The organism is Mesorhizobium sp. M0615, assembly GCF_040320805.1.
GTDB lineage: Bacteria > Pseudomonadota > Alphaproteobacteria > Rhizobiales > Rhizobiaceae > Mesorhizobium.
On sequence record NZ_JAMYQI010000015.1, the window covers coordinates 63961 to 86948 of the forward strand.

The following is a 22988-nucleotide window of genomic DNA, read 5'->3' on the forward strand; positions in this document are numbered from 1 at the left end:
CGATTTTCACAAGGCCGTGCTTGAGTTTGCCGCCCCCCGCAAGACGTAGCCGGCTGGCAAACTAGCCTTCGCGAACGCTTTCGTACCCGGCCGCTTGTGCGGCCTTGATGAACTTACGGTCGAAGGACACAAATGCTGAGCATTGCGAGGACTTGCCCAGATGGAGCGCATCGGCGAAATCCATTCCCGTCTCGGCTAGATCGACCGCGGAAGAGACGATCGCAGCATCCTCTATCTCGACAGTGGGAAGCCCGCCGAACACCCGCAGTGCATTGACGATCGAGGCCTGATCATAACCATAGCCGCTGCGCAGCACCCACTCAGCCTCCAGGATCACCGTGACGGCGACGAAAACGGGCTGACCGTCGATCAGCCGCCGGGCTCGCGGGGACTGCTCGGGATCGTCGTTCGTCAGATACCTGACGACAACGTTGGTATCAATCGCGAGCATGGCGCCGCCGTGCTTCAGCAAGGACGGCCGCGTCCATCTCCTCCAAGGTCTTCGGTCTGCCACTGTGCGGCAGGACACCAAAGACATCTTCTGGTCGTGTCGGGGCAAAGGCAGGCGCCGGTCTCAAAAGTACACCGTCCGGTGTGTCTTCGACCTGCAGGCGCGTGCCCGCGCCCCAGTCCCTCCGTTTGCGGATAGCGCTGGGCAGGATGACTTGTCCCTTGGTCGAGACGGTCGTTATAAGCTTTTCTATTGCACCCATTGCGGTATTACCCTTGTGTAAGACAAAGGTAAGATATCCCTGTGAGGGGAACTATTCAAGCCCGCCGACGTCTCCTCGCTCAAACCCTGGTGCCGCCGACCGTCATCTGGTTCATCCTGAGATGCGGCTGGCCGACGCCGACCGGCACGCCTTGTCCGGCCTTGCCGCACATGCCGATGCCGGTGTCGAGTTTCATGTCGTTGCCGATCATCGACACACGGTGCATGGCGTCCGGTCCGTTGCCGATCAGCATGGCGCCCTTGATCGGCTGCGTCACCTTGCCGTTTTCGATCATGTAGGCCTCGGTGCAGCCGAACACGAACTTGCCTGAGGTGATGTCGACCTGGCCGCCGCCGAAGGATACGGCATAGATGCCGTTCTTGACCGAGGCGATGATCTCGTCCGGCTCCATGTCGCCCGCCGTCATATAGGTGTTGGTCATGCGCGGCATCGGCTGGTGCGCATAGCCTTCGCGCCGGCCGTTTCCCGTGGCTTTCATGCCCATCAGCCGGGCGTTCTGGCGGTCCTGCATGTAGCCGACAAGCTTGCCGTCCTCGATCAGCACATTGCGGGCCGAAGGCGTGCCTTCATCGTCGACGGTCAGCGAACCCCGCCGCTCCGGCATGGTGCCGTCATCGACCACGGTAACGCCCTTGGCGGCGACCTGCTGGCCGAGCAGGCCGGCAAAGGCGGAGGTCTTCTTGCGGTTGAAGTCGCCCTCCAGCCCATGGCCGACGGCTTCGTGCAGCATCACGCCTGGCCAGCCGCTGGACAAAACGATGTCGAACGTTCCGGCCGGCGCGGGAATGGCTTCGAGATTGACCAGCGCCTGCCTGAGCGCCTCCCTGGCCGCATGCTTCCAGGCGTCCTCGACCAGGAACTCGCCGAACGCCTTGCGCCCGCCCATGCCATAGGAGCCGCTTTCCTGGCGGTCGCCGTCGCCGACGACGACGGAAACGTTGATGCGGACCAGCGGGCGGATGTCGCGCACGATCTGGCCGTCGGCGCGCACGATCTCGACATGCTGCCAGGACGCCGCGAGCGAGGCCGTCACCTGGCGCACGCGCGGGTCCTCGGCGCGCAGCCATGCGTCGATTTCCTGCAACAGCTTGGCCTTGACCTCGAAGGAGGGCGAGGGGATCGGGTTCTCCTCGCCATAGAGATGGCGGTTGGTGCGCGCGGGTGCCGCGGCAAGCGTGCCGGAATAGCCGCCCCTGACTGTCGAGACGGCGTCGGCGGCGCGCAGCAGCGACGCCTCCGAAAGATCGCTGGAATGAGCGTAGCCGCTGGCCTCGCCGGCCACGGCGCGCAGGCCAAAACCCTGGTCGGTGTTGAAATTGGCGGTCTTCAGCCTGCCATTGTCGAACATCAGCGCTTCGCTCTCGCTGTATTCGAGGAACAGTTCGCCGTCGTCGGCGCCGTTCAGTGTGTCGGCGACGATCCGCTTGATGCGATCATCTGAAATGTCGAATTGGCCGGTCAGGCTGTTCATGGCAGGTCCGCTCACAGGAGGAATGGTGTTGCCACGATGTAGGCGCGAAGACGCGCCTGCACAATCCGCAATGACGATCCGCAGCAGGTAGGAGCGGGTAGCCCCGCCCCTGAACATGACATCCATCTTGAAGTTCGACCCGTCACCCGAAAAGGCCTTCACCCAGCGATATTTCTTGTTCCATTCATTGGCCTGGTCGGCCGTGAAGGGGTCGGTATAGCCCGAGGAGAACTGGATCGACTTGCACTTCTCATGGTTTTCGCAGCCATAGAAGTAGATGACATATTTCATGCCCTGAAGCCGGCCCGAGACCATCGGATCGCCCCGTCGTCCTTGTCCATCTTGGCCGAGCCATAGCCTTTCGCAAGCTCGAAAATGACGGCCGGATCGGGCGCCGTGATGATTTCGGAATCCTCGGCAAAGGCGACGGAAACGGCGCCGGTCAGGATTAGACCGGTCGACAAAAGCAAAGAACAAGCACGCATGATGACCCCCACAGCCAAAGATCAAACCCGTGGGAATTGTGAGGAAAGACGGTTTCGCAAGCATCAAGCTCAGGGCAGGGCGGCAAAACCGTCGGCGAAGCCCTTGAGGTCGACGGGGATGCCGATGCCTTCTTCCGGCGTCTGGAAGACGATGAAGGTGGCCGACGTCCCGGTCTTCAGCGTATCGAGCAGCGGCTTTTCGAGAATGACCTCGGCATAGCAGCCGTCCTGGAAGCAGCGCACGAAATAGGCGCGGCCGATATCCTTGCCGTCGACATTGAGGCCCAGGCCATTGGGCAGCAGAACGCCGAGCGGCGCCAGCACGCGCAGGATCTCGGCCTTGTTGTCGGCGGTGCGCAGGACGACGACGGACAGTCCCATTTCCGGGCGATCCTCGGCAACGACGTTCTGCATCATCACGCATTGTTCCGAGGTGGCGCCGGCCGGCGTGTCGCAGATGATCGACCACGCGCCATGCGTTGACTTGACCGTGCCGCTGGGCTGCGCTGCATTGGCGACGCCGGTTGCGGACGAGCCGATACCGATCAGGGCGGCGAGAAAAACGACCTTCGCCCCGCTTCTCGAAAGCCAGGCGCTTTTCGAATGCCAGGCGCTCTTCGAATGCCAGGCGTTTCTCGAAAGCCAAGAGGTCATGACGGCTCCATTGCGAATCACGGCACTTTAAGCCGCGCCAAGGCCAAGTAAAGGATAGGGCGACCGCCGGTCAGCCCCGGCAGGCGCAATAATGCGCTTTTCCCTAGCAAATTCGCCCGAATTGCGACCGTCGGGCGCATTCCGGACACAAGCCCGCATAGCCTGTCTGTCGACGACCCGCGCGGGCCACGAGGCCGTCGAAACAGCGCGGCAGCACTTGCGCGCAAAAATGCCGCACGGTTTCGCCCGCTCCTTTCTTGCGGAGGGAAATAGAGTATGGTTTGAACCACCCTTGGGACTGTCCGGGATTCCCATCCCGGCATTGTTCGATATTCTTGCGTCGCGATCGCGAGGAACCGGGAGATGAAGAGGGCGATGAGAAAATTCCCAGCAAGCGCCAAATTGATGGCAACGGCAGGCGCCGCCGCCGCATTTTTCGCCGGTGCCTCCGCCCATGCGGCCCAGCCGCAGCCGTGGGAGATGACTTTTCAGCCGCCGGCGACAGACATGATGCGGCAGATCGAGTGGTTCGGGAACTACACGATGTGGTTCGTCGTCCCGATCACTGCTTTGGTTCTGGCGCTTCTCGCCTGGTGCATCTTCAGGTTCCGCGCCAGCAAAAACCCGGTTCCGTCCAAGACCAGCCACAACACGCTGATCGAGATCATCTGGACAGTCGGGCCGGTCGTCGTCCTGCTGTTCATCGCCATTCCCTCGTTCCAACTGCTGACGGCGCAGTACACGCCGCCGGAAGAGGCCAAGCTGACCGTCAAGGTAACGGGCAATCAGTGGAACTGGGACTATGAGTACCAGACCGAGAACACGCTCTCCTTCAACTCGGCCATCCTGCAGGACGCCGACCGCGCCGCGATCGGCAAGGAAGACCGCAAGGTCTATCCGCGCCTGCTGGCGGTCGACAACGAGCTGGTCGTGCCGGTCAACACCATGACGCGCGTCCTGGTTACCGCAGCCGACGTGATCCATTCCTTTGCCGTTCCGGCCTTCGGCATCAAGATGGACGCGGTTCCCGGCCGCACCAACGAGACGTGGTTCAAGGCGGAAAAGGAAGGCATCTATTACGGCCAGTGCTCGCAGCTCTGCGGCAAGGACCATGCCTTCATGCCGATCGCCGTCCGCGTCGTATCCGATGCGCAGTACAAGACCTGGCTGGCAGCAGCCAAGACCGACCTCCCCGGCGCCAACAAGGCGCTGATGGCCGAGGTCGACGGTACCAACAAGGTAGCGGCCGCCGGCAATTGATGCCGCGGGTTAGCAAGAATTAGGGAACGGAGCCGACCATGGCAGAAGCTGCAGCTCACGACGACCACGACCACAAGCCCTATCATGGCTGGGTCCGGTGGGTGTACTCCACCAACCACAAGGACATCGGCACGCTCTACCTGATCTTCGCGATCTTCGCGGGCATCGTCGGCGGCGCGCTTTCGGTCGTCATCCGCATGGAGCTGCAGGAGCCGGGCATCCAGATCTTCACCGGTCTGGCGCAGATGGTCTATGGCATGAACGGCGATGCCGCCATCGACGGCGGCAAGAGCATGTACAACGCCTTCGGCACCGCGCACGCGCTGATCATGATCTTCTTCATGGTCATGCCGGCGCTGATCGGCGGCTTCGCCAACTGGATGGTGCCGATCATGATCGGCGCGCCTGACATGGCCTTCCCGCGCATGAACAACATCTCGTTCTGGCTGCTGCCGCCGGCCTTCCTGCTGCTCATCGCTTCGGCTTTCATGCCGAGCGCGCCCGGCGCCTATGGCGTTGGCGGCGGCTGGACGCTCTATCCGCCGCTGTCGACCTCCGGCCAGCCCGGGCCGGCCATGGATCTGGCGATCCTGTCGATCCACATTGCCGGCGCGTCCTCGATCCTCGGCGCCATCAACTTCATCACCACCATTTTCAACATGCGCGCGCCGGGCATGACGCTGCACAAAATGCCGCTATTTGCCTGGTCGGTTCTGATCACCGCCTTCCTGCTGCTCTTGTCGCTTCCGGTTCTGGCCGGTGGCATCACCATGCTGCTTACCGACCGCAATTTCGGCACCACCTTCTTCGCCCCGGATGGCGGCGGCGATCCGATCCTGTTCCAGCATCTGTTCTGGTTCTTCGGTCACCCCGAAGTGTACATCCTGATCCTGCCGGGCTTCGGCATCATCAGCCACATCGTCTCGACCTTCTCGAAGAAGCCGGTGTTCGGCTATCTCGGCATGGCCTACGCCATGGTCGCGATCGGCGCCGTCGGCTTCATCGTCTGGGCGCACCACATGTACACGACCGGCCTGTCGCTCGACACGCAGCGCTACTTCGTCTTTGCCACCATGGTCATCGCCGTGCCGACAGGCGTGAAGATCTTCTCCTGGATCGCGACGATGTGGGGCGGCTCGATCTCGTTCAAGACGCCGATGCTGTGGGCGCTGGGCTTCATCTTCCTGTTCACGGTCGGCGGTGTCACCGGCGTCCAGCTCGCCAATGCCGGCCTCGACCGCTCGCTGCATGACACCTATTTCGTCATTGCCCACTTCCACTATGTGCTGTCGCTGGGTGCGGTCTTCGCCATCTTCGCCGGCTGGTACTACTGGTTCCCCAAGATGACCGGCTACATGTACTCGCCGGTGATCGCCAACACCCACTTCTGGGTCACCTTCGTCGGCGTCAATTTGATCTTCTTCCCGCAGCATTTCCTCGGCCTGGCCGGCATGCCGCGCCGCACCATCGATTATCCCGACGCGTTCGCCGGCTGGAACATGGTGTCGTCCTACGGCTCCTATATATCGGCCGTCGGCGTGGTGATCTTCCTCTATGGCGTGTTCGAGGCCTTCCAGAAGAAGCGCGTCGCCGGCGCCAACCCGTGGGGCGAGGGTGCAACGACGCTCGAATGGCAGCTGCCTTCGCCGCCGCCTTTCCACCAGTGGGAACAGCTGCCGAAGATCAAGTAAGGCAGCCCGAATACGAAACCGCCGGCCCGCCGGCGGTTTTCGGCCAACGGAATGATTGGACTTATGTACGCATGGCCCTTGTCGACGACCCAATGATTGACGAAGCGGGCTTTCGCATGTCGGAAGCCACGTCGGGCGATTTCTTCGCCCTGCTGAAGCCGCGCGTCATGTCGCTGGTGGTGTTCACGGCCTTTGTCGGCATGGTCGCTGCGCCCGTGACCATCAACCCGCTGCTGGCGGTGATCGCCATCCTGGCCATTGCCATCGGCGCCGGCGCCTCGGGTGCGCTCAACATGTGGTACGACGCCGACATCGATGCGGTGATGAGCCGGACCGCCGGCCGCCCGGTACCGTCCGGCCGCATCCTGCCCGGCGAAGCCCTGAGCTTCGGCCTTGTGCTTTCGGTGCTGTCGGTGATGACGCTGGGCGTGCTGGTCAACTGGCTGTCGGCGGCGCTGCTTGCCTTCACCATCTTCTTCTACGCCGTCGTCTACACGATGTGGCTGAAGCGCTCGACGCCGCAGAACATCGTCATCGGCGGCGCCGCCGGCGCCATCCCGCCGGTCATCGGCTGGGCCGCGGTGACCGGAACGGTGAGCCTGGAAAGCCTCGTCCTGTTCCTGATCATCTTCCTGTGGACGCCGCCGCACTTCTGGGCGCTGGCGCTGTTCAAGTCCGACGACTACGCCAAGGCCGGCATCCCGATGATGCCGAACGTTGCCGGCCAGGCCTCGACCCGCCGCCAGATCTTTGCCTACGCCCTGATCCTGGCGCCGATCGGCGTGCTGCCCTGGGTGCTCGGTTTCACTACCGCCTTCTATGGCGTCGCATCAGTGGCTCTCGGCGCCGGCTTCGTCTGGTATGCCTGGAAAGTGCTGTGCATGACCGATAGCGACCGCGTCATGAAGCCGGCCAAGGCTCTGTTCGCCTATTCGCTGCTCTACCTCTTCGCCATCTTCGCCATCTATCTTGCCGACTGTGTCGTCGGTCGCGCTTTGGCCATCGGTGGAGCATGACCATGATCGACAAGAAGCTTGAACTGGTCACGCTGACCGAAAGCCAGAAGAAGGCGCGGCGCAACCGTTCGGCGGCGATCGGCGTCGCGCTGGCGATTCTGGTCGTCATCTTCTACGTCGCGACCATCGTGAAATTCGGCCATACCGGATGAGGCCGATGATGACCCGCCAGACCGTGACCGATCCCAGGAAGAAGAACACCAACCGCGTCGTCGCCGCCGTCTGCGTCGCCTTCTTCGGCGGCATGATCGGCATGGCCTACGCCGCGGTGCCGCTCTACAAGATGTTCTGCCAGGCCACCGGCTATGGCGGCACGACGCAGCGCGCCGAAAAGCAATATGCCGGCCGCATCCTCGACCGCGACATCACCGTGCGCTTCGACGCCAACACCAACGGCATTCCCTGGCAGTTCCAGCCGGTCGCCCGTTCGGTCACCATCAAGATCGGCGAGACCACGCAGGCGCATTACAGCGCCACCAATAAGTTCGACCGCGCCGTTACCGGCCGCGCCACCTTCAACGTGCAGCCGGAACTGGCGGGCCCCTACTTCAACAAGGTCGAGTGTTTCTGCTTCACCGACACGACGCTGAAGCCCGGCGAGACGCTGGACATGCCGGTCGTGTTCTATGTGGATCCCGATATCGTCAACGTGCCGGAACTGAAGGACTTGAAGACGATCACCCTGTCCTACACCATGTTCCCGGTCCAAAAGAACAAGCCGGTGGCGTCATCGACGCCGAACAGCAGCAGCAAAGTTTCAGATACCGAAGCAAATCTCGGGGGTTGATATGGCAGACGCGCACGCAAAACCACAACACGACTACCATCTCGTCAACCCGAGCCCGTGGCCCTTCCTGGGGTCGATCGGCGCGCTGGTGACTGCAGTCGGCGGCGTCGCCCTGATGCAGTATCTCAAGAACGGCGATTTTCCGATTTTCGGCCACAACATCGCCAATCCGTGGCTGTTCTTCATCGGCCTGGTCATCGTCCTCTACACGATGTTTGCCTGGTGGTCGGACACCATCAAGGAAGCGCATGAGGGCCACCATACGCGCGTCGTGTCGCTGCATCTGCGCTACGGCATGATCATGTTCATTGCTTCGGAAGTGATGTTCTTCGTTGCCTGGTTCTGGGCCTATTTCGATGCCAGCCTGTTTCCGAGCGAAGTGCAGAATTACGCCCGCACCGCTTTCACTGGCGGCGTCTGGCCGCCGAAGGGTCTCGAAGTCCTCGATCCGTTCCATCTGCCGCTCTACAACACCATCATCCTGCTTCTGTCGGGCACCACGGTGACATGGGCGCACCATTCGCTCATCCATGGCGACCGCAAGGGCCTGATCAACGGCCTGGTGCTGACCGTCGGCCTCGGCATGCTGTTCACCATGGTGCAGGCCTATGAGTACATGCACGCTCCGTTCGGCTTCAAGGATTCCATCTACGGCGCCACCTTCTTCATGGCGACCGGCTTCCATGGCTTCCACGTCATCATCGGCACCATCTTCCTGCTGGTCTGCCTGATCCGCGCCTGGAAAGGCGACTTCACGCCCAAGCAGCATTTCGGCTTCGAGGCGGCTGCCTGGTACTGGCACTTCGTCGACGTGGTCTGGCTGTTCCTGTTCGCATCGATCTACGTCTGGGGATCGGTCGGCGCGGTGATCGAAGGCCACTGACGGCTTTCACCGAACCGACAAATCAGAAGGGCGGTCGCGGCAACGCGGTCGCCTTTCTTCTTTTCGGCGCCCGTTAATGTCCAACGGATTCGGCTGGTCGGGCTGGCTGCTTCAATTGGTCGACTGGACCGATGGCTGCATTGGGGTTACCGACTGCGACATGGACGAAATCTGGACTATGGTGCCGGATGGAACGCTGATCGAAATCGAGCCGTAAAGCATGACTATCCATGAGTGAAGATAGGGCGATCTGGCCACCCATCGAGCCGATCTCGGCCGGCCTGCACGGACGCTGCCCGCGCTGCGGCGAAGGACGGCTGTTTTCCGGCTTCCTCACCGTCGGCAAGCGCTGCAACAATTGCGGCCTCGACTATTCCTACGCCGATGCCGGCGACGGCCCGGCGGTGTTCGTCATCCTGATCATCGGCTTCATCGTCGTGGGGCTGGCGCTGTGGGTGGAGGTGACGCTGAGCCCGCCGCTCTGGCTGCATTTCATCATCTGGATACCGCTGGCCGTGGGACTGTGCCTGACGGCGCTGAGGTTGATCAAGGGGGTGCTGCTGACGCTTCAATACGCCAACAAGGCGGCCGAAGGCCGCCTGGACCAGGGGCAATGAACGAGGCGCTGACCAAGCCCGCCGGCCGCTCGCGGCCGAAGACGGCATTGCTGCTCGGCCTCGGCCTGGTGGTGTTCGTCATCCTGCTCGGGCTTGGCACATGGCAGGTGCAGCGCCTGTACTGGAAGGAAGCCCTTCTGCAGACCATCGACCAGCGCACCCATTCAGCGCCGCAGCCGCTGGCGGACGTCGAGAAGGAATTCGCCGCCACCGGTGATGTCGACTACACGCCGGTCACCGTCAGCGGGACGTTCCTGCACTCCGGCGAGCGGCATTTCTACGCCACATGGGACGGCGACGCCGGCTTCAACGTCTATACCCCGCTGGCCCTCGACGATGGCCGCTATGTCCTGATCAACCGCGGCTTCGTTCCCTATGATGTCAAGGATGCCGCCAAGCGCCCGCAAGGGCAGGTGACCGGCAAGGTCACGGTCACCGGCCTGGCGCGCAACCCGCTGCCGGCCAAGCCGTCGATGATGCTGCCCGACAATGACGTGGCCAAGAACATCTTCTACTGGAAGGATCGTGACGTCATGGCGGCGAGTGCCGGCCTGCCGGCCGGTGCCGTGCTGGTGCCGATCTTCATCGACGCCGACAAGACGCCGAACCCGGGCGGGCTGCCGGTCGGCGGCGTCACCATCATCGACCTGCCGAATTCTCATCTGCAATATGCCTTCACCTGGTATGGCCTGGCGGCGGCTCTTGCCGCGGTTCTGATCATCAGGCTGCGCCGTCCGGCAAAGACTGAATGATCCAGAGCATGATCCCGAAAAGTGGGAACCGGTTTCGGACAAGATCATGCTCCAACAAAGAGTTAGATCAGGTTGACCATTCAACCTGATCCAACTGCCCTTGACAGGGCAGGGGTGCACACCTCATTTCGCCAAACGATACGATCAACCGATCTGGAATCATGCTGCAGACCGCCACAAAACCACCGCTGACGATCCGGCTCTGCCAGCCGCGCGGCTTTTGCGCCGGTGTCGACCGCGCGATCCAGATCGTCGTGCTGGCGTTGAAGAAATACGGCGCGCCGGTCTATGTCCGCCACGAGATCGTGCACAACCGCTATGTCGTCGAGGGCCTGCAAAGCCTTGGCGCGGTTTTCATCGAGGAACTCTCGGAAATCCCGGCCGAGCACCGCAAGTCGCCGGTTGTCTTCTCAGCCCACGGCGTGCCGAAATCGGTGCCGGCCGACGCCAAGGCACGCGAGCTCTTCTATCTCGACGCCACCTGCCCGCTGGTGTCCAAGGTGCACAAGCAGGCGATGCGCCATCAGCGGCTCGGCCGCCATGTGCTTCTGATCGGCCATGCCGGCCATCCCGAAGTGATCGGCACCATGGGCCAACTGGCTGAAGGCGCCGTCACGCTGATCGAGACCGAAGCCGACGCTGGGACCTTTGCCCCCGCCGACCCGGAAGCGCTCGGCTTCGTAAGCCAGACAACGTTGTCGGTCGAAGACACTGCCGGCATATTGCGGGTGCTGCAGGAGCGCTTCCCGCAACTGCATGCACCGGCCGCCGAATCGATCTGCTACGCCACCACCAACCGCCAGGAAGCGGTCAAGGAAACCGCCGCCGGCGCCGATCTCTATCTGATCGTCGGTGCGCCCAATTCCTCCAATTCGCGCCGTCTTGTCGAAGTGGCGGAGCGCGCCGGCGCCACCATGTCGCTTCTCGTACAGCGCGCCGCCGAAATTCCGTGGAATGACATCACAAACATCTCGACGCTCGGCCTGTCTGCCGGCGCGTCGGCGCCGGAGATCATCGTCGACGAGATCATCGATGCATTCCGCCAGCGCTTCGAGGTGACCATCGACCTGGCGATCACCGCCACCGAAACGGAGGATTTTCCAGTCATGCGGGTTCTGCGCGATGTCGAACTGACGCGGGCCGACATGGCCTTCGTCAACGGAGCCGCGTGAACAGCCCATGGCGGTCTACACCGACGTCAATGAGGGCGAACTCGGCGCGTTCCTGAGGGCATATCCGGTCGGCGAACTCTTGTCCTACAAGGGGATCGCCGAAGGCACCGAGAATTCGAACTTTTTGCTGCACACCTCAAGCGGCTCTTACATACTGACGCTTTACGAGAAGCGCGTCGACAAGGCCGACCTGCCGTTCTTCCTCGGCCTGATGGGCCATCTCGCCCGCAAAGGCATTTCCTGCCCGTTGCCGGTGACCGCGCATGACGGCACCGTCATCGGCACGCTGGCCGGCCGCCCCGCGGTCATCATCACCTTCCTCGAAGGCCTGTCGCTGCGGCGGCCGACAGCGGCGCATTGCGCGGAGGTCGGCAAGGCGCTCGCCGCCCTGCATCTCGCCGGCCAGGATTTTGCGATGACGCGTGACAACGCGCTCGCCATCGAGGGCTGGCGCAAACTCTGGAATGCCTCGCGCGACCGAGCCGACGAGGTCGAGCCGGGACTGGCGGCCGAGGTCGACGCGGATTTCGCGGATTTCGAACGCCATTGGCCGCAGGGCCTGCCGGCAGGCATCATCCATGCCGATCTGTTTCCCGACAATGTCTTCTTCCTCGGCGAGAAACTGTCCGGCCTCATCGACTTCTATTTCGCCTGCCACGACCTCTACGCCTATGACGTCGCCACCTGTCTCAACGCCTGGTGTTTCGAGAAGGATTTCTCCTTCAACCTGACCAAAGGCACGGCGCTGCTGGCCGGCTATCAGAGCGTGCGGCCTTTGAGCGAGGGCGAGAAAGCAGCGCTGCCGATGCTTTCGCGTGGCTCGGCGCTGCGCTTTATGCTGACCCGGCTCTATGACTGGCTGACCGTTCCCGACGGCGGGCTGGTCATGAAGCGCGATCCGACCGAATATATCCGCCGCATGCGCTTCCACCGCGCGATCAAGTCGCCTTCGGAATACGGACTGACATGACCAAGCAGGTCGAAATCTTCACCGACGGTGCCTGCTCGGGCAATCCCGGTCCCGGCGGCTGGGGCGCCATCCTGCGCTTCAACGGCAAGACCAAGGAATTGTCGGGCGGCGAGGCCGAGACGACCAATAACCGTATGGAACTGCTGGCCGCCATCTCGGCGCTGAATGCGCTGAAGGAGCCGTGCGCCGTCGAGCTTCACACCGACAGCAAATATGTCATGGACGGTATCTCCAAATGGATCCACGGCTGGAAGAAAAACGGCTGGAAGACCGCCGACAAGAAGCCGGTCAAGAACGGTGAACTGTGGCAGGCGCTGGATGAGGCCAATCGGCGCCACAACGTGACCTGGAACTGGGTCAAGGGCCATGCCGGCCACACCGAGAACGAACGCGCCGACGAACTCGCAAGGGAAGGCATGGCGCCGTTCAAGAGGGGCTCAGCCAAACCTGCGGCGCCGAAAGTGGCGCTGAAGCCGGCGGCATCCGAGAAGCAGCCGGCGCCGCGGGCACGGCGCTCGACCCAGAGCTATTGAGCTCAAGCTATGGGCAAGGGGATCTCACTCATGCCGATCGTATACTACATCACCCATCCCCAGGTTCAGATCGATGCCAACGTTCCCGTGCCGCACTGGGGGCTGTCCGAGATCGGACGAGCGACAGCATCAGCCATGCTCGATCAGCCATGGGTCGGGTCGATTCGCCGTGTCGTCTCGTCGGCCGAGCGCAAGGCGATCGAAACCGCCGAGATCCTTGGCAAACACCTCGGCCTCGCGGTCGAGGTGAGGGAGCGCATGCATGAGAACGATCGGTCGGCAACCGGCTTCCTGCCGCCGCCGGAGTTCGAGGTGGTCGCCGACCAGTTCTTCGCCGACCCGCACAAAAGCATCCGCGGCTGGGAACGGGCCATCGACGCCCAGCAACGCATTGTCAGCGAGGTCGAAACGGTGCTGGGTGCTGCCGACGGCGGCGACATTGCCTTCGTCGGCCATGGCGGCGTCGGAACGCTCTTGCTGCTCTCGCTCAGCGGCCGCGCAATCAGCCGCGCGGCGGATCAGCCGGCCGGCGGCGGCAATTACTTCGCCTATGATGTCGGCACGCGCCGCGTCGTCCACGGATGGCGGCCGATAGACAGTCTGGCGCCGCGCTAAAGCGGATGTCAGGAGATCATCGATACCGTAGCCGCGATGAAGCCGCTGGCGACCAGCGGATAGAACCTGTCCTCAGCGGATCAGCAGGGCCGTGCCGTAGAGGCCGAGCGCGAACACCGTGTGCGAGATCACGTTGAAGGCGCGGATCTGCATCGCGTTGGGGCGCTTTGACGCAGCCCAGCCGGCGCCCATGCCGGGCGCCAGCAGGAACCAGCCGGCGCCGATGGTGACCATGCCGAGGATGAAGGCCGGCAGGAAGGTCGGCGCGTCCAGCCATGCCGTGCCCGCCAGCGCCACCAGGATGAAGCCGTAGACGATGCCGGTGACATAATGGAAGGCCCAGCCCAGCGCCTGCTCATGCGCATAGGGTGCGGCATGGGCGATATCGTCGTGGAAAACCTTGCCTTCCCTAAGGTGCCAGACCCAGCGGCCGGGCGGCCCCCAGTTCGGCCGCGGCTGGCTGAGCGCCAGATGCAGGAACAGCGCCCAAAGATCCATCAGCACCGTGGCGCCGATGCCGATCGCAACGCTGCGCCAGATGATGTCAAACATCGTCGATGTCCCCCAAAGCAGGCAATCCGGCTGGAAGCGCGTCGTCGTCAGGCCATGGCGCTCATGAGCCGACGCGGCCGCCGCGGTTTAGAGCTGGCTCAGAATGTGAGCGGCACCCGATGTGTCGACTCCTGGCTTGGTCTCGACATTGAGCGCCGTGACCTTGCCGTTGTCGACGATCATCGAGAAGCGCTTCGAGCGCAATCCCATGCCGCCGCTGGAATAGTCGGAGTCGAGGCCGATCGACCTGGCGAAGTCGCCATTGCCGTCGGCGAGATAGAGGATCTTGCCTTGACCGCCGGTGAAATTGGCCCAGGCGCCCATGACATGGACATCGTTGACGGAGACGACGGCGATGGTGTCGACGCCGCGGGCCAGGATGGCATCGTGGTTCTCGAGATAGCCCGGCAGATGATTGTTGCTGCAGGTCGGCGTGAAGGCGCCTGGAACGCCGAACAGCACGACCTTCTTGCCCGCGAAAATCTCGGCCGAGGTGATCACCTTGGCGCCGTCGGCGGTCATTTCCTTGAAGGTCGCATCGGGCAGTTTGTCGCCAACGGCAATCGTCATGATGGTCCTCGTGTGAAAAGCAGGGAAGGTTTCTTGCGATAGCGAAATCGGGCATCTCCCGCAACCGCCGACAAGGCCTGGATCAAGGGAAAGCCCTGATCGGGTTCGGTATCAGGGGAACGGCAGAACGCCCTCGACCGCGCCTTCGGCACTTGTCAGGGTGTAATACAACCCGCCATCGGTCGGTGTCGTCGACGGCCGGTCGAGGATCGGAATGGTAAATACCAGCCGGCCGTCCTTTTCGCTGCGTGCAGGCGCCCCGAACATATAATCGCGTCCCCCGGCGACGAATAAATCCGCCGCCTCCGGATCTCCGGGAAAAGTCGCCTCGACCATCAGCGTCTCATGGTCGCCCGGCAGCACCTTGATCCCGAAATCGGGCTTGGCAGGCGCGGGCAAGGTGGCGAGTGCAGCCTTCACCAGCGCCGCATCCTCGGCATTGTCGGGATCGGCGGCGGGATCGACGCTCAGCCGCGTCTGCACCGGAATACAGATCGTCTCGCAGATGCCGAGAAAGATGTCGGCATCGATGACGGCCGCATCCCCAGGCGACGACAAAGTGAATGTCACCGGCAGCGAGACCGGATGGTTGTAGCCGGCCCATTTGCCGTAGCCGTCGTCATGGCGCTGCGGCGGCGGGAAGGAAAACGCCGCATCGGTGATGTTGGTGCTGGCCGAAACGTCGATCTGCGGCGGCACGCCGGCGTCGCCCGGATCGCGCCAATAAGTTTTCCAGCCGGGCTTGAGCGCGATGTCGAGCACGCCCTGTATGCGACCGGCCTCGTCGGCCTTGCCTGTTGTCACCAGCCGCACCTTGCCGCCTTCGCTGTTGTACCATTCCGACGAGGAGGCGGCGGCGGGCAGGACTGCTCCGCATCCGATAGCAATACCGAGCAGCAGGATTTTCAAGCTTTGCATGGCGTTGATTTGATCGTCAGTTCATGGCCGCGCAATGTTTTCATGGCGCTCTGCGTATCATATTTGCGTGACCTTCGGGCAAGGAACAGTTGGCTTCAAGCAATCGGCCGAGTGAAGTTCGCAGTCAAGATTCCGTTGTTCCAACCGTTGGGCTTTGGCCGAATCGCACGCGGCGCATCTTTTCGGCGTCCCGGAAACGCGTTACGCTCCCGTCCATGGACTTGTTGCGCCACAAAAAGACGGCCGGTGGACGCGGCTTTCTTGACGACCAGTTTCTGATTGCCATGCCCGGCATGAAGGACGATCGCTTCACGCGCTCGGTCATCTACATCTGTGCGCACAGCGATGAAGGCGCCATGGGCCTGATCATCAACCAGACGCAACAGATGCTGTTTCCCGATCTTCTGGTGCAGCTCGGCATCATGAACGAGCAGGAGGCGATCAGGCTGCCGGCGCAGGCCCGCGACTTCGTCGTGCGCAATGGCGGCCCGGTGGACCGCAGCCGCGGCTTCGTCCTGCACTCGGGCGACTACCGGGTGGAATCCTCGCTCACCGTCTCCGACGATATCTGCCTGACCGCGACGGTCGACATATTGCGCGCCATCTCGTCCGGCCGCGGCCCGCGGCGCGCGTTGATGGCGCTCGGCTATTCCGGCTGGGGCGCCGGCCAGCTGGAAACCGAGATCGCCGAGAATGGCTGGCTGACCTGTCCGGCCACGCCGGAGCTGCTGTTCGACGCCGACATCGAGCGGAAGTACGACCGCATCCTGGCATCGATCGGGATTGATCTGGCGCATTTGAGCCTGGCCGCGGGGCACGCCTGAGGCCTCGCCTTCGCCGACGTTCCGCCGAACCTTCGCGACTAGCCGAAGCCGCCCGCCACTTTCGCCATCCTAGGGTCTGCGCCGCGTCTCTGCGCTCCTTGCTTCGCCCTAGGATGACGAAGGCGCGGTCGCTTCAGGGGTTCATTCCAATGTAACCACGCGCCTGCACGACGCATGCCTCACCCGTCACGCCTGCGTCATCGGGTACTGCTCTTTCAACGCCTTCAGCACCTGGTCGCCTGGCATCGGCGCGCCGAACATGAAGCTTTGCACATATTCGCAGCCCATCTGGCGCAGTTCCAGCGCATCGCTTTCGTCGGAAATGCCCTCGGCCACCACCGACAGGCCGAGCTCATGCGCCATGTTGACCATGGATTTGAGCAGCACCGCGCGCTTCGGCGTCGCGTCGTCCACAAAACTCTTGTCGATCTTGATGGTGTCGAAGGGGAAGCGGGTCAGATAGGCGAGCGAGGAATAGCCGGTGCCGAAATCGTCCAGCGACAGGCCGATGCCGAGCTGCTTCAGCTTGGTCAGCACATGCGAGGTCTGCTCTGGATTGTCCATGACCAGCGATTCGGTAAGTTCGAGCCGGAAGCAGCGCGGCTTCAGATTGGCGCGCGCGATGACCGAGCGGACATCGCTGACCAGGTCGCGGCGGATCAGCTGGCGACTGGACAGATTGACCGACACCGACAGCGGCGTGTCGCCGATCTGCTTTTGCCAACCGGCGAGGTCCTCGGCCGCCTGCTGCATGGCAAACAGGCCAAGCTGCACGATCAGACCACAGCTTTCGGCGACCGGGATGAAATCGCCGGGCGGGATCATGCCGCGGCGCGGATGGTCCCACCTCAGCAGCGCCTCGAAGCCGGCAATGCTGCCGTCCTCCAGCCGCACGATCGGCTGGTAGGCAAGGGTGAACTCGCGCCGCTCGATGGCGCGGCGCAGATCGGATTCGAATTGCAGCCGGTCGGTGCCGACGGTGCGGAAGGCCGGCCGGAACGGCTCGATCCTGTCGCCGCCGAAGCGCTTGGCCTGGTGCATGGCAAGCTCGGCGTCCTTGACCATGTCTTCTGCCGAAGTCTGCGCCGAGGTCCAGGTGATCAGGCCGATCGAGGCAGTCAGCACGATCTCGCGCTTGGCGAAGGTGATCGGGTTGTTGATGGCGTGCTTGATGGCGTCTGCCACCGCCGCGATGCGGGAGGGTTCCTGTTCGGAGAGCAGCATCAGGGCGAACTGGTCACCGGCAAAGCGCGACAGCGAATCCTTCGGTTTCAACAGCCGGTGCAAGCGGCGCGCAATGGTGAGCAGGATGGTGTCGCCGGCCGAGATGCCAAGCCCGTCATTGACCTGCTTGAAACGGTCGATGTCGATGACGAAGACGGTCGGGCGCACCTTCTCTTCGGTGCGCGCGATCGAGATGATGGCTTCCAGCCGGTTCATCAGAAGTTCGCGGTTGGGCAGGCCGGTCAGATTGTCGTGAACGGCATCGTGCAGCAGCCTTTCCTCGGACTTTTTCTGCTCGGTGACGTCGACCATGGTGCCGACGCAGCGAATCACTTCGCCGTCCGAGCCGATCACCGGCCGCGCCCGAAGCAAGAACCAGTGGTAGTGCCCGTCGGCGCCGCGCAGGCGGAAATTCTGCGAGACCCGGCCGCGCCGATGTTCGAGCACCACGTCGAGCGTGGTGCGGAACGTGTCGCGGTCGTCGGCATGCAGCACCGGCAGCCAGTTGCGGGCCGCACCCCCCAGGCTGTTGGGCGCCAGGCCAAGCTGGATGCTGACGTCGGGCTTGGTGACGACGCGGTCGCGCAGCACGTCCCAGTCCCACACCGTGTCGCCGGAGCCGGCGACGGCCAGCGCCTGGCGCTCGAGATCGGAGAACAGGCCCTGATGCAGCGCGCCGCCGGCAAAGGCATGCTGCATGACGGTGAAGCCGATCAAAAGGATGATCAGGATCAGCCCGCCGCCCAATGCCGGCTGGGCGATGTCGTTGTCGAGCATGCCAGTGATCGCCATCCACGACCCGCACAGCCATAGCAGCACCATCACCCAACTGGGCACCAGCATGATCGCACGGTCGTAACCACGAAGACCGAGCAGGATGATGAGGCCGAGCCCGGTCAGCGCGGTGGCGGCAAAGGACAGCCGGGCAATACCGGCGGCGACTGCCGGATCGATGATGGCCACACCGGCAATCAGCACCAGGCCGAGGATCCAGACCAGCGCGCCATAGCTGAAATGGCCGTGCCACCGGTTGAGGTTGAGATAGGCGAACAGGAACACCACGAAGGTCGCCGCAAGCGCCACCTCCGTTCCCGCCCGCCACATCTGCTCGTTCCCGGGCGATATCTCTATGATCTTGTTTAGAAAGCCGAAATCGACGCAGATATAGGCAAGTACCGCCCACGCAAGTGCGGCTGTCGCCGGAAACATCGAGGTTCCCTTGACGACGAAAAGGATGGTCAGGAAGAGCGCCAGCAGCCCGGCGATGCCGATGACGATGCCGCGGAACAGCGTATAGGAATTGACCGAGTCCTTGTAGGCTTCCGGCTCCCATAGATAGACCTGCGGCAGCTTCGGCGAGGCGAGTTCGGCGATGAAGGTGATCACCGTTCCCGGGTTCAGCGTCACCCGGAACACGTCGGCGTCGGAGCTTGACTGGCGGTCGAGCGCGAAGCCCTCGCTGGGGGTGATCGCGGCGATGCGGGTGGCGCCGAGATCGGGCCAGAAGATGCCGGAATTCACCAGCCGGAAATGCGGCGCCACGATCAGCCGGTCGAGCTGCTGGTCGGTGGTGTTGGCGAGCGCGAACACCGCCCAGTCGCCGCTCGAGCGCGCGTCATTGGCCTCGACCTCGATGCGCCGGACGATGCCGTCGGGACCGGGCGCGGTCGACACCTGGAAGTTTTCGCCCTGATTGACGTAGATCTGGACGGCGCGCGACAGGTCGAGCGCGACATCGTCGCGGGCAATCTTGATCGGTTCGACGGCGAAGGCCGGGAGCGCCGCGCAAAGCGTGACGACAACCGCCAGAACAAAGGCCAACAGCGACCCGTTTCGCAGGAAATTCGTCAAAAATCAGTCCTTCGTTCCAGCGCCCGGCGGATCGTCCGCGATCCGGGCGTAGAGGTAGTGGTCCTGCCAGATGCCGTTGATCCTGAGGTAGGATCGCAGAAGTCCTTCGCGCCGGAATCCGGCTTTTTCAAGCACGCGGATCGACCGGACATTGTCGGGAATACAGGCAGCTTCGATCCGGTGCAACCTCAGCGTATCGAAGGCGAAGCGGCAGACCACCTTGACCGCGTCGGTCATCAGGCCGCGGCCGCCAAACCGCTCCCCGATCCAGTACCCGACATGGCCGCTTTGCGAGACGCCGTGGCGGATATTGCCGAGCGTAATGCCGCCGGCAAGCTTGCCGCTCGCCTTCTCGAAGATGAAGAAGGCGATGGCTGTCCCCTGCGCATAGTCTTCGCGGTAGCGGCCGATGCGCAGCCGCCAGGCGGTGCGGTCGAGTTCATCGGGCGTCCAGCGCGGCTCCCACGGTTCGAGGAAGGCACGGCTTTCGCCGCGCACCGCTGACCATTCGCGATAGTCGTTGGTGTAGGGCACGCGCAGCATGACCCGGTCGCCTTTCAGTGCCGGCAGGTCACGGCGAAAGAAAGGGAGCGCGAACACCGGCGCTTGAAGGCTTAGACGGCGAGCTTGCGGGCCGTGGTGTGCGTGCCCGCAAGCGAATCGAGAATCGCCTCATAGGGCGCGAGCGTACCCACCGGTCCAACCGCGGTCAGCGTCGGCTTGGTCGAAAACAGCCGGGACGAAAGGTCGGTCAGCCGCTCGACGGTCAGCGCCGACAGCCGTTCCATCAATTCCTCCTTGGCGATCGGCCGACCGAACAGAAGCAGCTGCCTGGCGATCTGCGAGGCGCGGCTGGCCGGGCTTTCAGCCGACATGATCAGGCCGGCGCGATATTGCGCGCGGGCGCGGTCGAGCTCTTCCTGAAGGATATTCTCGCCGGCCTTCTGCAGCTCGTCGATAATGACCGGCACCAGTTCGGCAATGTCGCTCTGCCCGGTCGCGGCATGAACGCCGAAGATGCCGGTATCGGAAAAACCCCAGTGGAAGGCATAGACCGAATAGCACAGGCCACGCTTTTCGCGGACCTCCTGGAACAGCCGGGACGACATGCCGCCGCCGAGGATCATCGACAGCACCTGCGAAGCGTAGAAATCGCGCACATGATAGGCTCGGCCTTCGAAGCCGAGCACGATCTGCGCGTCCATCAGGTCGCGATCCTCGCGGAAATCGCCGCCGACATACTGCGCATATTGCGGCATCGTGCTGTCGGACTTGCTGCGGAAACCGCCAAGCTGCTTTTCGACCTCGCGCACGAAATTGTCGTGCTTGATGTCGCCTGCCGCCACGATCACCATCTTCTCGGCGCCATACTGGCGCTCTATGAAATCATGCAGCTGTTTGGAGGTGAAGGATTTGACGGTTTCCGGCGTGCCGAGGATCGAGCGGCCGATCGTCTGGTGGCGGAAGGCGGTCTCGGTGAAACGGTCGAAGACGATGTCGTCGGGCGTGTCGTGCGCGGCGCCGATCTCCTGCAGGATCACATGCTGCTCGCGCTCCAGTTCCTCTGGGTCGAATTCGGACTCCTGCAGGATATCGGCAAGGATATCCACCGCCAGCGGCACATCGTCGGACAGCACCCTGGCGTAATAGGACGTCGTCTCGACTGATGTTGCGGCATTGATCTCGCCGCCGACATCCTCGATTTCCGAGGCGATCTCGAAGGCCGTCCGCCTTTTCGTACCCTTGAAGGCCATATGCTCGAGCAGATGGGCCATTCCGTGCTCGTCGTCACGCTCATTGCGGGCGCCGGACTTGACCCAGGCGCCAAGGGCAACGGATTCGAGGCTTGGAAGGGTTTCGGTGGCGACTGTCAGGCCGTTCGACAGACGGCTTACCTCAACACCCATATGGCAAGTACTCCCTAACGCGCTGCCCTTGAGTGGCGGCTCACGTAATCTTCCACCATTTTCAGGTCGGATGGAAGTACCGTGTACTTTTCGTCGGCTGACATCAAGGACCCCAGCCATGCGGGCAGGGCCGGCGACACGCCGCAGGCGGCTTCGACCGCGGCCGGGAACTTGGCCGGGTGCGCCGTGCCCAGCACCACCATCGGCACTGCACCGTCAGCCTTGCCGGCGGCGACATGCACGGCCGCGGCCGTGTGCGGATCGAGCAGATAATTGCTGGATTCGAGCGTTGAACGGATGGTGGCGGCAACCTCGTCCATATCAGCGCGTCCGGCGTCGAATTCGGACCGCATCCGGTCGATTTCTGCGGTTTCGATGGTGAAGGCGCCGGATTGCTTGAGGCCGGCCATGTAACGCCGCACCGTCTCTGCGTTACGGTCGCAGGCCTCGAACAGCAGTCGCTCGAAGTTCGACGATACCTGGATGTCCATCGATGGCGACGTCGTCGCAAACACACCCTTGGTGCGGTATTCACCGGTCGCGAAAGTGCGCGCCAATATGTCGTTGTCGTTGGTGGCGACGATCAGCCGCTCGACCGGCAGGCCCATCTTCTTGGCGGCGTAACCGGCGAAAATATCGCCGAAATTGCCGGTCGGCACGGTAAAGGAGACCGGCCTGTCCGGCGCGCCGAGCGAAAGCGCCGAGGAAAAATAATAGACGATCTGGGCCATGATGCGGGCCCAGTTGATCGAATTGACGCCCGACAGCGACACGCGATCACGAAAACGATGATCGTTGAACATATCCTTCAGCAGGCCCTGGCAATCGTCGAAATTGCCTTCGATCGCCAGCGCCTGGACGTTGGCGGCCGTCGATGTCGTCATCTGCCGCTGCTGTACCGGCGAGACGCGGCCATGCGGGAACATCACGAAAATGTCAGTTCGGTCGCGGCCGGCGAAGGCATCGATGGCGGCGCCGCCAGTGTCACCCGAGGTCGCGCCGACGATGGTGGCGCGCTGGCCACGCTCAGTCAGTACATGGTCCATCAGCCGGGCAAGCAGCTGCATGGCAACGTCCTTGAAGGCCAGCGTCGGACCGTGGAAGAGCTCGAGGATGAACGTGTTGGCGCCGGTCTGCACCAGCGGGCAGACGGCCCGGTGGCGGAAGGTGGCATAGGCTTCTCGCACCAGGCGCTCGAAGACGGGTGCGGCGATCTCGCCGCCGAGGAAGGGCGTCAGCACGCGGATGGCGAGGTCCGCATAGGGCAGGCCGCGCATGGCGCGGATCTCGGCTGCCGAAAACTGCGGCCATGTCTGCGGCACATAAAGCCCGCCGTCGCGGGCCAGCCCCGCCAGCACCGCATCGGCAAATCCAAGCACGGGCACATCCCCGCGGGTACTCACATAGCGCATCGTCAAAGGTCCATTGCTGCCGCCGGTTTCATCCACGGCAATTGGTTAATTTTCCGAGCCGGCTCAGTCGCATTTTTGCCGTGGCGTTGC

The 22988-nt window shown here is 63.0% G+C and carries 26 protein-coding genes; 14 read left to right on the top strand and 12 right to left on the bottom strand.

Annotated features, from left to right (window positions below):
• Positions 1–61: 61 nt before the first annotated feature.
• The 5 genes from NKI46_RS24820 to NKI46_RS24840 all read right to left on the bottom strand — a co-directional run bounded on the left by NKI46_RS24820 (position 62) and on the right by NKI46_RS24840 (position 3344).
• Entirely contained in the window at positions 62–451 is a 390-nt protein-coding gene (locus NKI46_RS24820; protein WP_023834470.1) for a type II toxin-antitoxin system VapC family toxin, read from the bottom strand.
• Positions 438–713 carry an AbrB/MazE/SpoVT family DNA-binding domain-containing protein gene (locus tag NKI46_RS24825; protein WP_081725433.1) on the bottom strand — a complete coding sequence of 92 codons (276 nt, stop codon included), beginning with the start codon at positions 711–713 and terminating at the stop codon, positions 438–440. The genes NKI46_RS24820 and NKI46_RS24825 overlap by 14 nt, the downstream gene beginning before the upstream one ends.
• A 79-nt stretch (positions 714–792) precedes the next feature.
• Complete coding sequence (gene tldD / locus NKI46_RS24830) at positions 793–2496, bottom strand: metalloprotease TldD (RefSeq protein ID WP_023816786.1); 1704 nt, start codon at positions 2494–2496, stop codon at positions 793–795.
• Positions 2493–2690, bottom strand: a complete 198-nt coding sequence (locus NKI46_RS24835) for a hypothetical protein (protein WP_155923284.1) — start codon at positions 2688–2690, stop codon at positions 2493–2495. The genes tldD and NKI46_RS24835 overlap by 4 nt, the downstream gene beginning before the upstream one ends.
• A gap of 69 nt (positions 2691–2759) precedes the next feature.
• Positions 2760–3344, bottom strand: coding sequence for an invasion associated locus B family protein (locus NKI46_RS24840; RefSeq protein WP_023668422.1), 585 nt, complete (start codon positions 3342–3344; stop codon positions 2760–2762).
• Positions 3345–3707: 363 nt separating this feature from the next.
• On the opposite strand from NKI46_RS24840, the gene coxB reads away from it, so the two are divergent.
• The 13 genes from coxB to NKI46_RS24905 all read left to right on the top strand — a co-directional run bounded on the left by coxB (position 3708) and on the right by NKI46_RS24905 (position 13640).
• Positions 3708–4604 (top strand): cytochrome c oxidase subunit II, encoded by an 897-nt coding sequence (coxB, locus tag NKI46_RS24845; protein WP_050485823.1) that lies wholly within the window; start codon positions 3708–3710, stop codon positions 4602–4604.
• Between the two features lie 38 nt (positions 4605–4642).
• Positions 4643–6295 carry a cytochrome c oxidase subunit I gene (ctaD, locus tag NKI46_RS24850; protein WP_023668420.1) on the top strand — a complete coding sequence of 551 codons (1653 nt, stop codon included), beginning with the start codon at positions 4643–4645 and terminating at the stop codon, positions 6293–6295.
• Positions 6296–6366: 71 nt separating this feature from the next.
• Complete coding sequence (locus tag NKI46_RS24855) at positions 6367–7311, top strand: heme o synthase (RefSeq protein ID WP_023668419.1); 945 nt, start codon at positions 6367–6369, stop codon at positions 7309–7311.
• A complete protein-coding gene (locus NKI46_RS24860) occupies positions 7308–7463 on the top strand; it encodes a cytochrome c oxidase system small membrane protein (protein ID WP_023668418.1) in 156 nt (51 codons plus the stop codon). The genes NKI46_RS24855 and NKI46_RS24860 overlap by 4 nt, the downstream gene beginning before the upstream one ends.
• Positions 7464–7471: 8 nt before the next feature.
• Entirely contained in the window at positions 7472–8098 is a 627-nt protein-coding gene (locus NKI46_RS24865; RefSeq protein ID WP_023727487.1) for a cytochrome c oxidase assembly protein, read from the top strand.
• A 1-nt stretch (position 8099) separates the two neighbouring features.
• Positions 8100–8981, top strand: a complete 882-nt coding sequence (locus NKI46_RS24870; RefSeq protein WP_023668416.1) for a cytochrome c oxidase subunit 3 — start codon at positions 8100–8102, stop codon at positions 8979–8981.
• Positions 8982–9057: 76 nt separating this feature from the next.
• The gene (locus NKI46_RS24875; RefSeq protein ID WP_023735578.1) at positions 9058–9198 is read left to right on the top strand and encodes a L,D-transpeptidase family protein; all 141 of its coding nucleotides are present in this window, start codon (positions 9058–9060) and stop codon (positions 9196–9198) included.
• A gap of 13 nt (positions 9199–9211) precedes the next feature.
• A complete protein-coding gene (locus tag NKI46_RS24880) occupies positions 9212–9598 on the top strand; it encodes a DUF983 domain-containing protein (protein WP_023685423.1) in 387 nt (128 codons plus the stop codon).
• Positions 9595–10350 (top strand): SURF1 family protein, encoded by a 756-nt coding sequence (locus NKI46_RS24885; protein WP_352748286.1) that lies wholly within the window; start codon positions 9595–9597, stop codon positions 10348–10350. The genes NKI46_RS24880 and NKI46_RS24885 overlap by 4 nt, the downstream gene beginning before the upstream one ends.
• 161 nt (positions 10351–10511) lie before the next feature.
• Complete coding sequence (gene ispH / locus NKI46_RS24890; protein WP_023685425.1) at positions 10512–11522, top strand: 4-hydroxy-3-methylbut-2-enyl diphosphate reductase; 1011 nt, start codon at positions 10512–10514, stop codon at positions 11520–11522.
• Between the two features lie 7 nt (positions 11523–11529).
• A complete protein-coding gene (locus NKI46_RS24895; RefSeq protein ID WP_023702010.1) occupies positions 11530–12492 on the top strand; it encodes a homoserine kinase in 963 nt (320 codons plus the stop codon).
• A complete protein-coding gene (gene rnhA / locus NKI46_RS24900) occupies positions 12489–13025 on the top strand; it encodes a ribonuclease HI (protein WP_023830284.1) in 537 nt (178 codons plus the stop codon). The genes NKI46_RS24895 and rnhA overlap by 4 nt, the downstream gene beginning before the upstream one ends.
• 30 nt (positions 13026–13055) lie before the next feature.
• Complete coding sequence (locus NKI46_RS24905; RefSeq protein WP_023827463.1) at positions 13056–13640, top strand: histidine phosphatase family protein; 585 nt, start codon at positions 13056–13058, stop codon at positions 13638–13640.
• Between the two features lie 72 nt (positions 13641–13712).
• Here NKI46_RS24905 and NKI46_RS24910 read toward each other — a convergent pair whose 3' ends face one another.
• The 3 genes from NKI46_RS24910 to NKI46_RS24920 form a co-directional block, all read right to left on the bottom strand.
• Positions 13713–14192 carry a DUF2938 domain-containing protein gene (locus NKI46_RS24910; RefSeq protein ID WP_023732091.1) on the bottom strand — a complete coding sequence of 160 codons (480 nt, stop codon included), beginning with the start codon at positions 14190–14192 and terminating at the stop codon, positions 13713–13715.
• 87 nt (positions 14193–14279) lie between these two features.
• Positions 14280–14762 (bottom strand): peroxiredoxin, encoded by a 483-nt coding sequence (locus NKI46_RS24915; RefSeq protein ID WP_023698522.1) that lies wholly within the window; start codon positions 14760–14762, stop codon positions 14280–14282.
• Positions 14763–14873: 111 nt separating this feature from the next.
• Positions 14874–15680 (bottom strand): protein-disulfide reductase DsbD domain-containing protein, encoded by an 807-nt coding sequence (locus NKI46_RS24920; protein WP_023706670.1) that lies wholly within the window; start codon positions 15678–15680, stop codon positions 14874–14876.
• A 215-nt stretch (positions 15681–15895) separates the two neighbouring features.
• Between NKI46_RS24920 and NKI46_RS24925 the strand changes: the two genes are divergently transcribed.
• On the top strand, positions 15896–16504 hold the full coding sequence (locus tag NKI46_RS24925) for a YqgE/AlgH family protein (RefSeq protein WP_023668405.1): 609 nt from the start codon (positions 15896–15898) through the stop codon (positions 16502–16504).
• Between the two features lie 186 nt (positions 16505–16690).
• Here NKI46_RS24925 and NKI46_RS24930 read toward each other — a convergent pair whose 3' ends face one another.
• The 4 genes from NKI46_RS24930 to thrC are packed head-to-tail and all read right to left on the bottom strand — an operon-like array spanning position 16691 to position 22898.
• Positions 16691–19579 carry an EAL domain-containing protein gene (locus NKI46_RS24930; protein ID WP_023706671.1) on the bottom strand — a complete coding sequence of 963 codons (2889 nt, stop codon included), beginning with the start codon at positions 19577–19579 and terminating at the stop codon, positions 16691–16693.
• A gap of 3 nt (positions 19580–19582) precedes the next feature.
• Positions 19583–20179: a GNAT family N-acetyltransferase gene (locus NKI46_RS24935; RefSeq protein WP_023668403.1), complete on the bottom strand. Its 597-nt coding sequence runs from the start codon at positions 20177–20179 to the stop codon at positions 19583–19585.
• Positions 20180–20193: 14 nt separating this feature from the next.
• Positions 20194–21486 carry a M16 family metallopeptidase gene (locus tag NKI46_RS24940; RefSeq protein WP_023668402.1) on the bottom strand — a complete coding sequence of 431 codons (1293 nt, stop codon included), beginning with the start codon at positions 21484–21486 and terminating at the stop codon, positions 20194–20196.
• Between the two features lie 14 nt (positions 21487–21500).
• Positions 21501–22898, bottom strand: a complete 1398-nt coding sequence (gene thrC / locus NKI46_RS24945) for a threonine synthase (protein ID WP_023738491.1) — start codon at positions 22896–22898, stop codon at positions 21501–21503.
• Positions 22899–22988: the final 90 nt, after the last annotated feature.

What these genes read in the sequence shown, in the direction of transcription:
- ispH (WP_023685425.1), top strand. Translation starts at nt 10,512, where the DNA reads ATGCTGCAGACCGCCACAAAACCACCGCTGACGATCCGGCTCTGCCAG.
- thrC (WP_023738491.1), bottom strand. Translation starts at nt 22,898, where the DNA reads ATGCGCTATGTGAGTACCCGCGGGGATGTGCCCGTGCTTGGATTTGCC.
- NKI46_RS24940 (WP_023668402.1), bottom strand. Translation starts at nt 21,486, where the DNA reads ATGGGTGTTGAGGTAAGCCGTCTGTCGAACGGCCTGACAGTCGCCACC.
- NKI46_RS24825 (WP_081725433.1), bottom strand. Translation starts at nt 713, where the DNA reads ATGGGTGCAATAGAAAAGCTTATAACGACCGTCTCGACCAAGGGACAA.
- NKI46_RS24865 (WP_023727487.1), top strand. Translation starts at nt 7,472, where the DNA reads ATGACCCGCCAGACCGTGACCGATCCCAGGAAGAAGAACACCAACCGC.
- NKI46_RS24920 (WP_023706670.1), bottom strand. Translation starts at nt 15,680, where the DNA reads ATGCAAAGCTTGAAAATCCTGCTGCTCGGTATTGCTATCGGATGCGGA.
- coxB (WP_050485823.1), top strand. Translation starts at nt 3,708, where the DNA reads ATGAAGAGGGCGATGAGAAAATTCCCAGCAAGCGCCAAATTGATGGCA.
- NKI46_RS24870 (WP_023668416.1), top strand. Translation starts at nt 8,100, where the DNA reads ATGGCAGACGCGCACGCAAAACCACAACACGACTACCATCTCGTCAAC.
- NKI46_RS24820 (WP_023834470.1), bottom strand. Translation starts at nt 451, where the DNA reads ATGCTCGCGATTGATACCAACGTTGTCGTCAGGTATCTGACGAACGAC.
- NKI46_RS24860 (WP_023668418.1), top strand. Translation starts at nt 7,308, where the DNA reads ATGACCATGATCGACAAGAAGCTTGAACTGGTCACGCTGACCGAAAGC.
- NKI46_RS24840 (WP_023668422.1), bottom strand. Translation starts at nt 3,344, where the DNA reads ATGACCTCTTGGCTTTCGAGAAACGCCTGGCATTCGAAGAGCGCCTGG.
- NKI46_RS24875 (WP_023735578.1), top strand. Translation starts at nt 9,058, where the DNA reads ATGTCCAACGGATTCGGCTGGTCGGGCTGGCTGCTTCAATTGGTCGAC.
- NKI46_RS24835 (WP_155923284.1), bottom strand. Translation starts at nt 2,690, where the DNA reads ATGCGTGCTTGTTCTTTGCTTTTGTCGACCGGTCTAATCCTGACCGGC.
- tldD (WP_023816786.1), bottom strand. Translation starts at nt 2,496, where the DNA reads ATGAAATATGTCATCTACTTCTATGGCTGCGAAAACCATGAGAAGTGC.
- NKI46_RS24910 (WP_023732091.1), bottom strand. Translation starts at nt 14,192, where the DNA reads ATGTTTGACATCATCTGGCGCAGCGTTGCGATCGGCATCGGCGCCACG.
- NKI46_RS24895 (WP_023702010.1), top strand. Translation starts at nt 11,530, where the DNA reads ATGGCGGTCTACACCGACGTCAATGAGGGCGAACTCGGCGCGTTCCTG.
- ctaD (WP_023668420.1), top strand. Translation starts at nt 4,643, where the DNA reads ATGGCAGAAGCTGCAGCTCACGACGACCACGACCACAAGCCCTATCAT.
- NKI46_RS24885 (WP_352748286.1), top strand. Translation starts at nt 9,595, where the DNA reads ATGAACGAGGCGCTGACCAAGCCCGCCGGCCGCTCGCGGCCGAAGACG.
- NKI46_RS24880 (WP_023685423.1), top strand. Translation starts at nt 9,212, where the DNA reads ATGAGTGAAGATAGGGCGATCTGGCCACCCATCGAGCCGATCTCGGCC.
- NKI46_RS24855 (WP_023668419.1), top strand. Translation starts at nt 6,367, where the DNA reads ATGGCCCTTGTCGACGACCCAATGATTGACGAAGCGGGCTTTCGCATG.
- NKI46_RS24905 (WP_023827463.1), top strand. Translation starts at nt 13,056, where the DNA reads ATGCCGATCGTATACTACATCACCCATCCCCAGGTTCAGATCGATGCC.
- NKI46_RS24915 (WP_023698522.1), bottom strand. Translation starts at nt 14,762, where the DNA reads ATGACGATTGCCGTTGGCGACAAACTGCCCGATGCGACCTTCAAGGAA.
- rnhA (WP_023830284.1), top strand. Translation starts at nt 12,489, where the DNA reads ATGACCAAGCAGGTCGAAATCTTCACCGACGGTGCCTGCTCGGGCAAT.
- NKI46_RS24925 (WP_023668405.1), top strand. Translation starts at nt 15,896, where the DNA reads ATGGACTTGTTGCGCCACAAAAAGACGGCCGGTGGACGCGGCTTTCTT.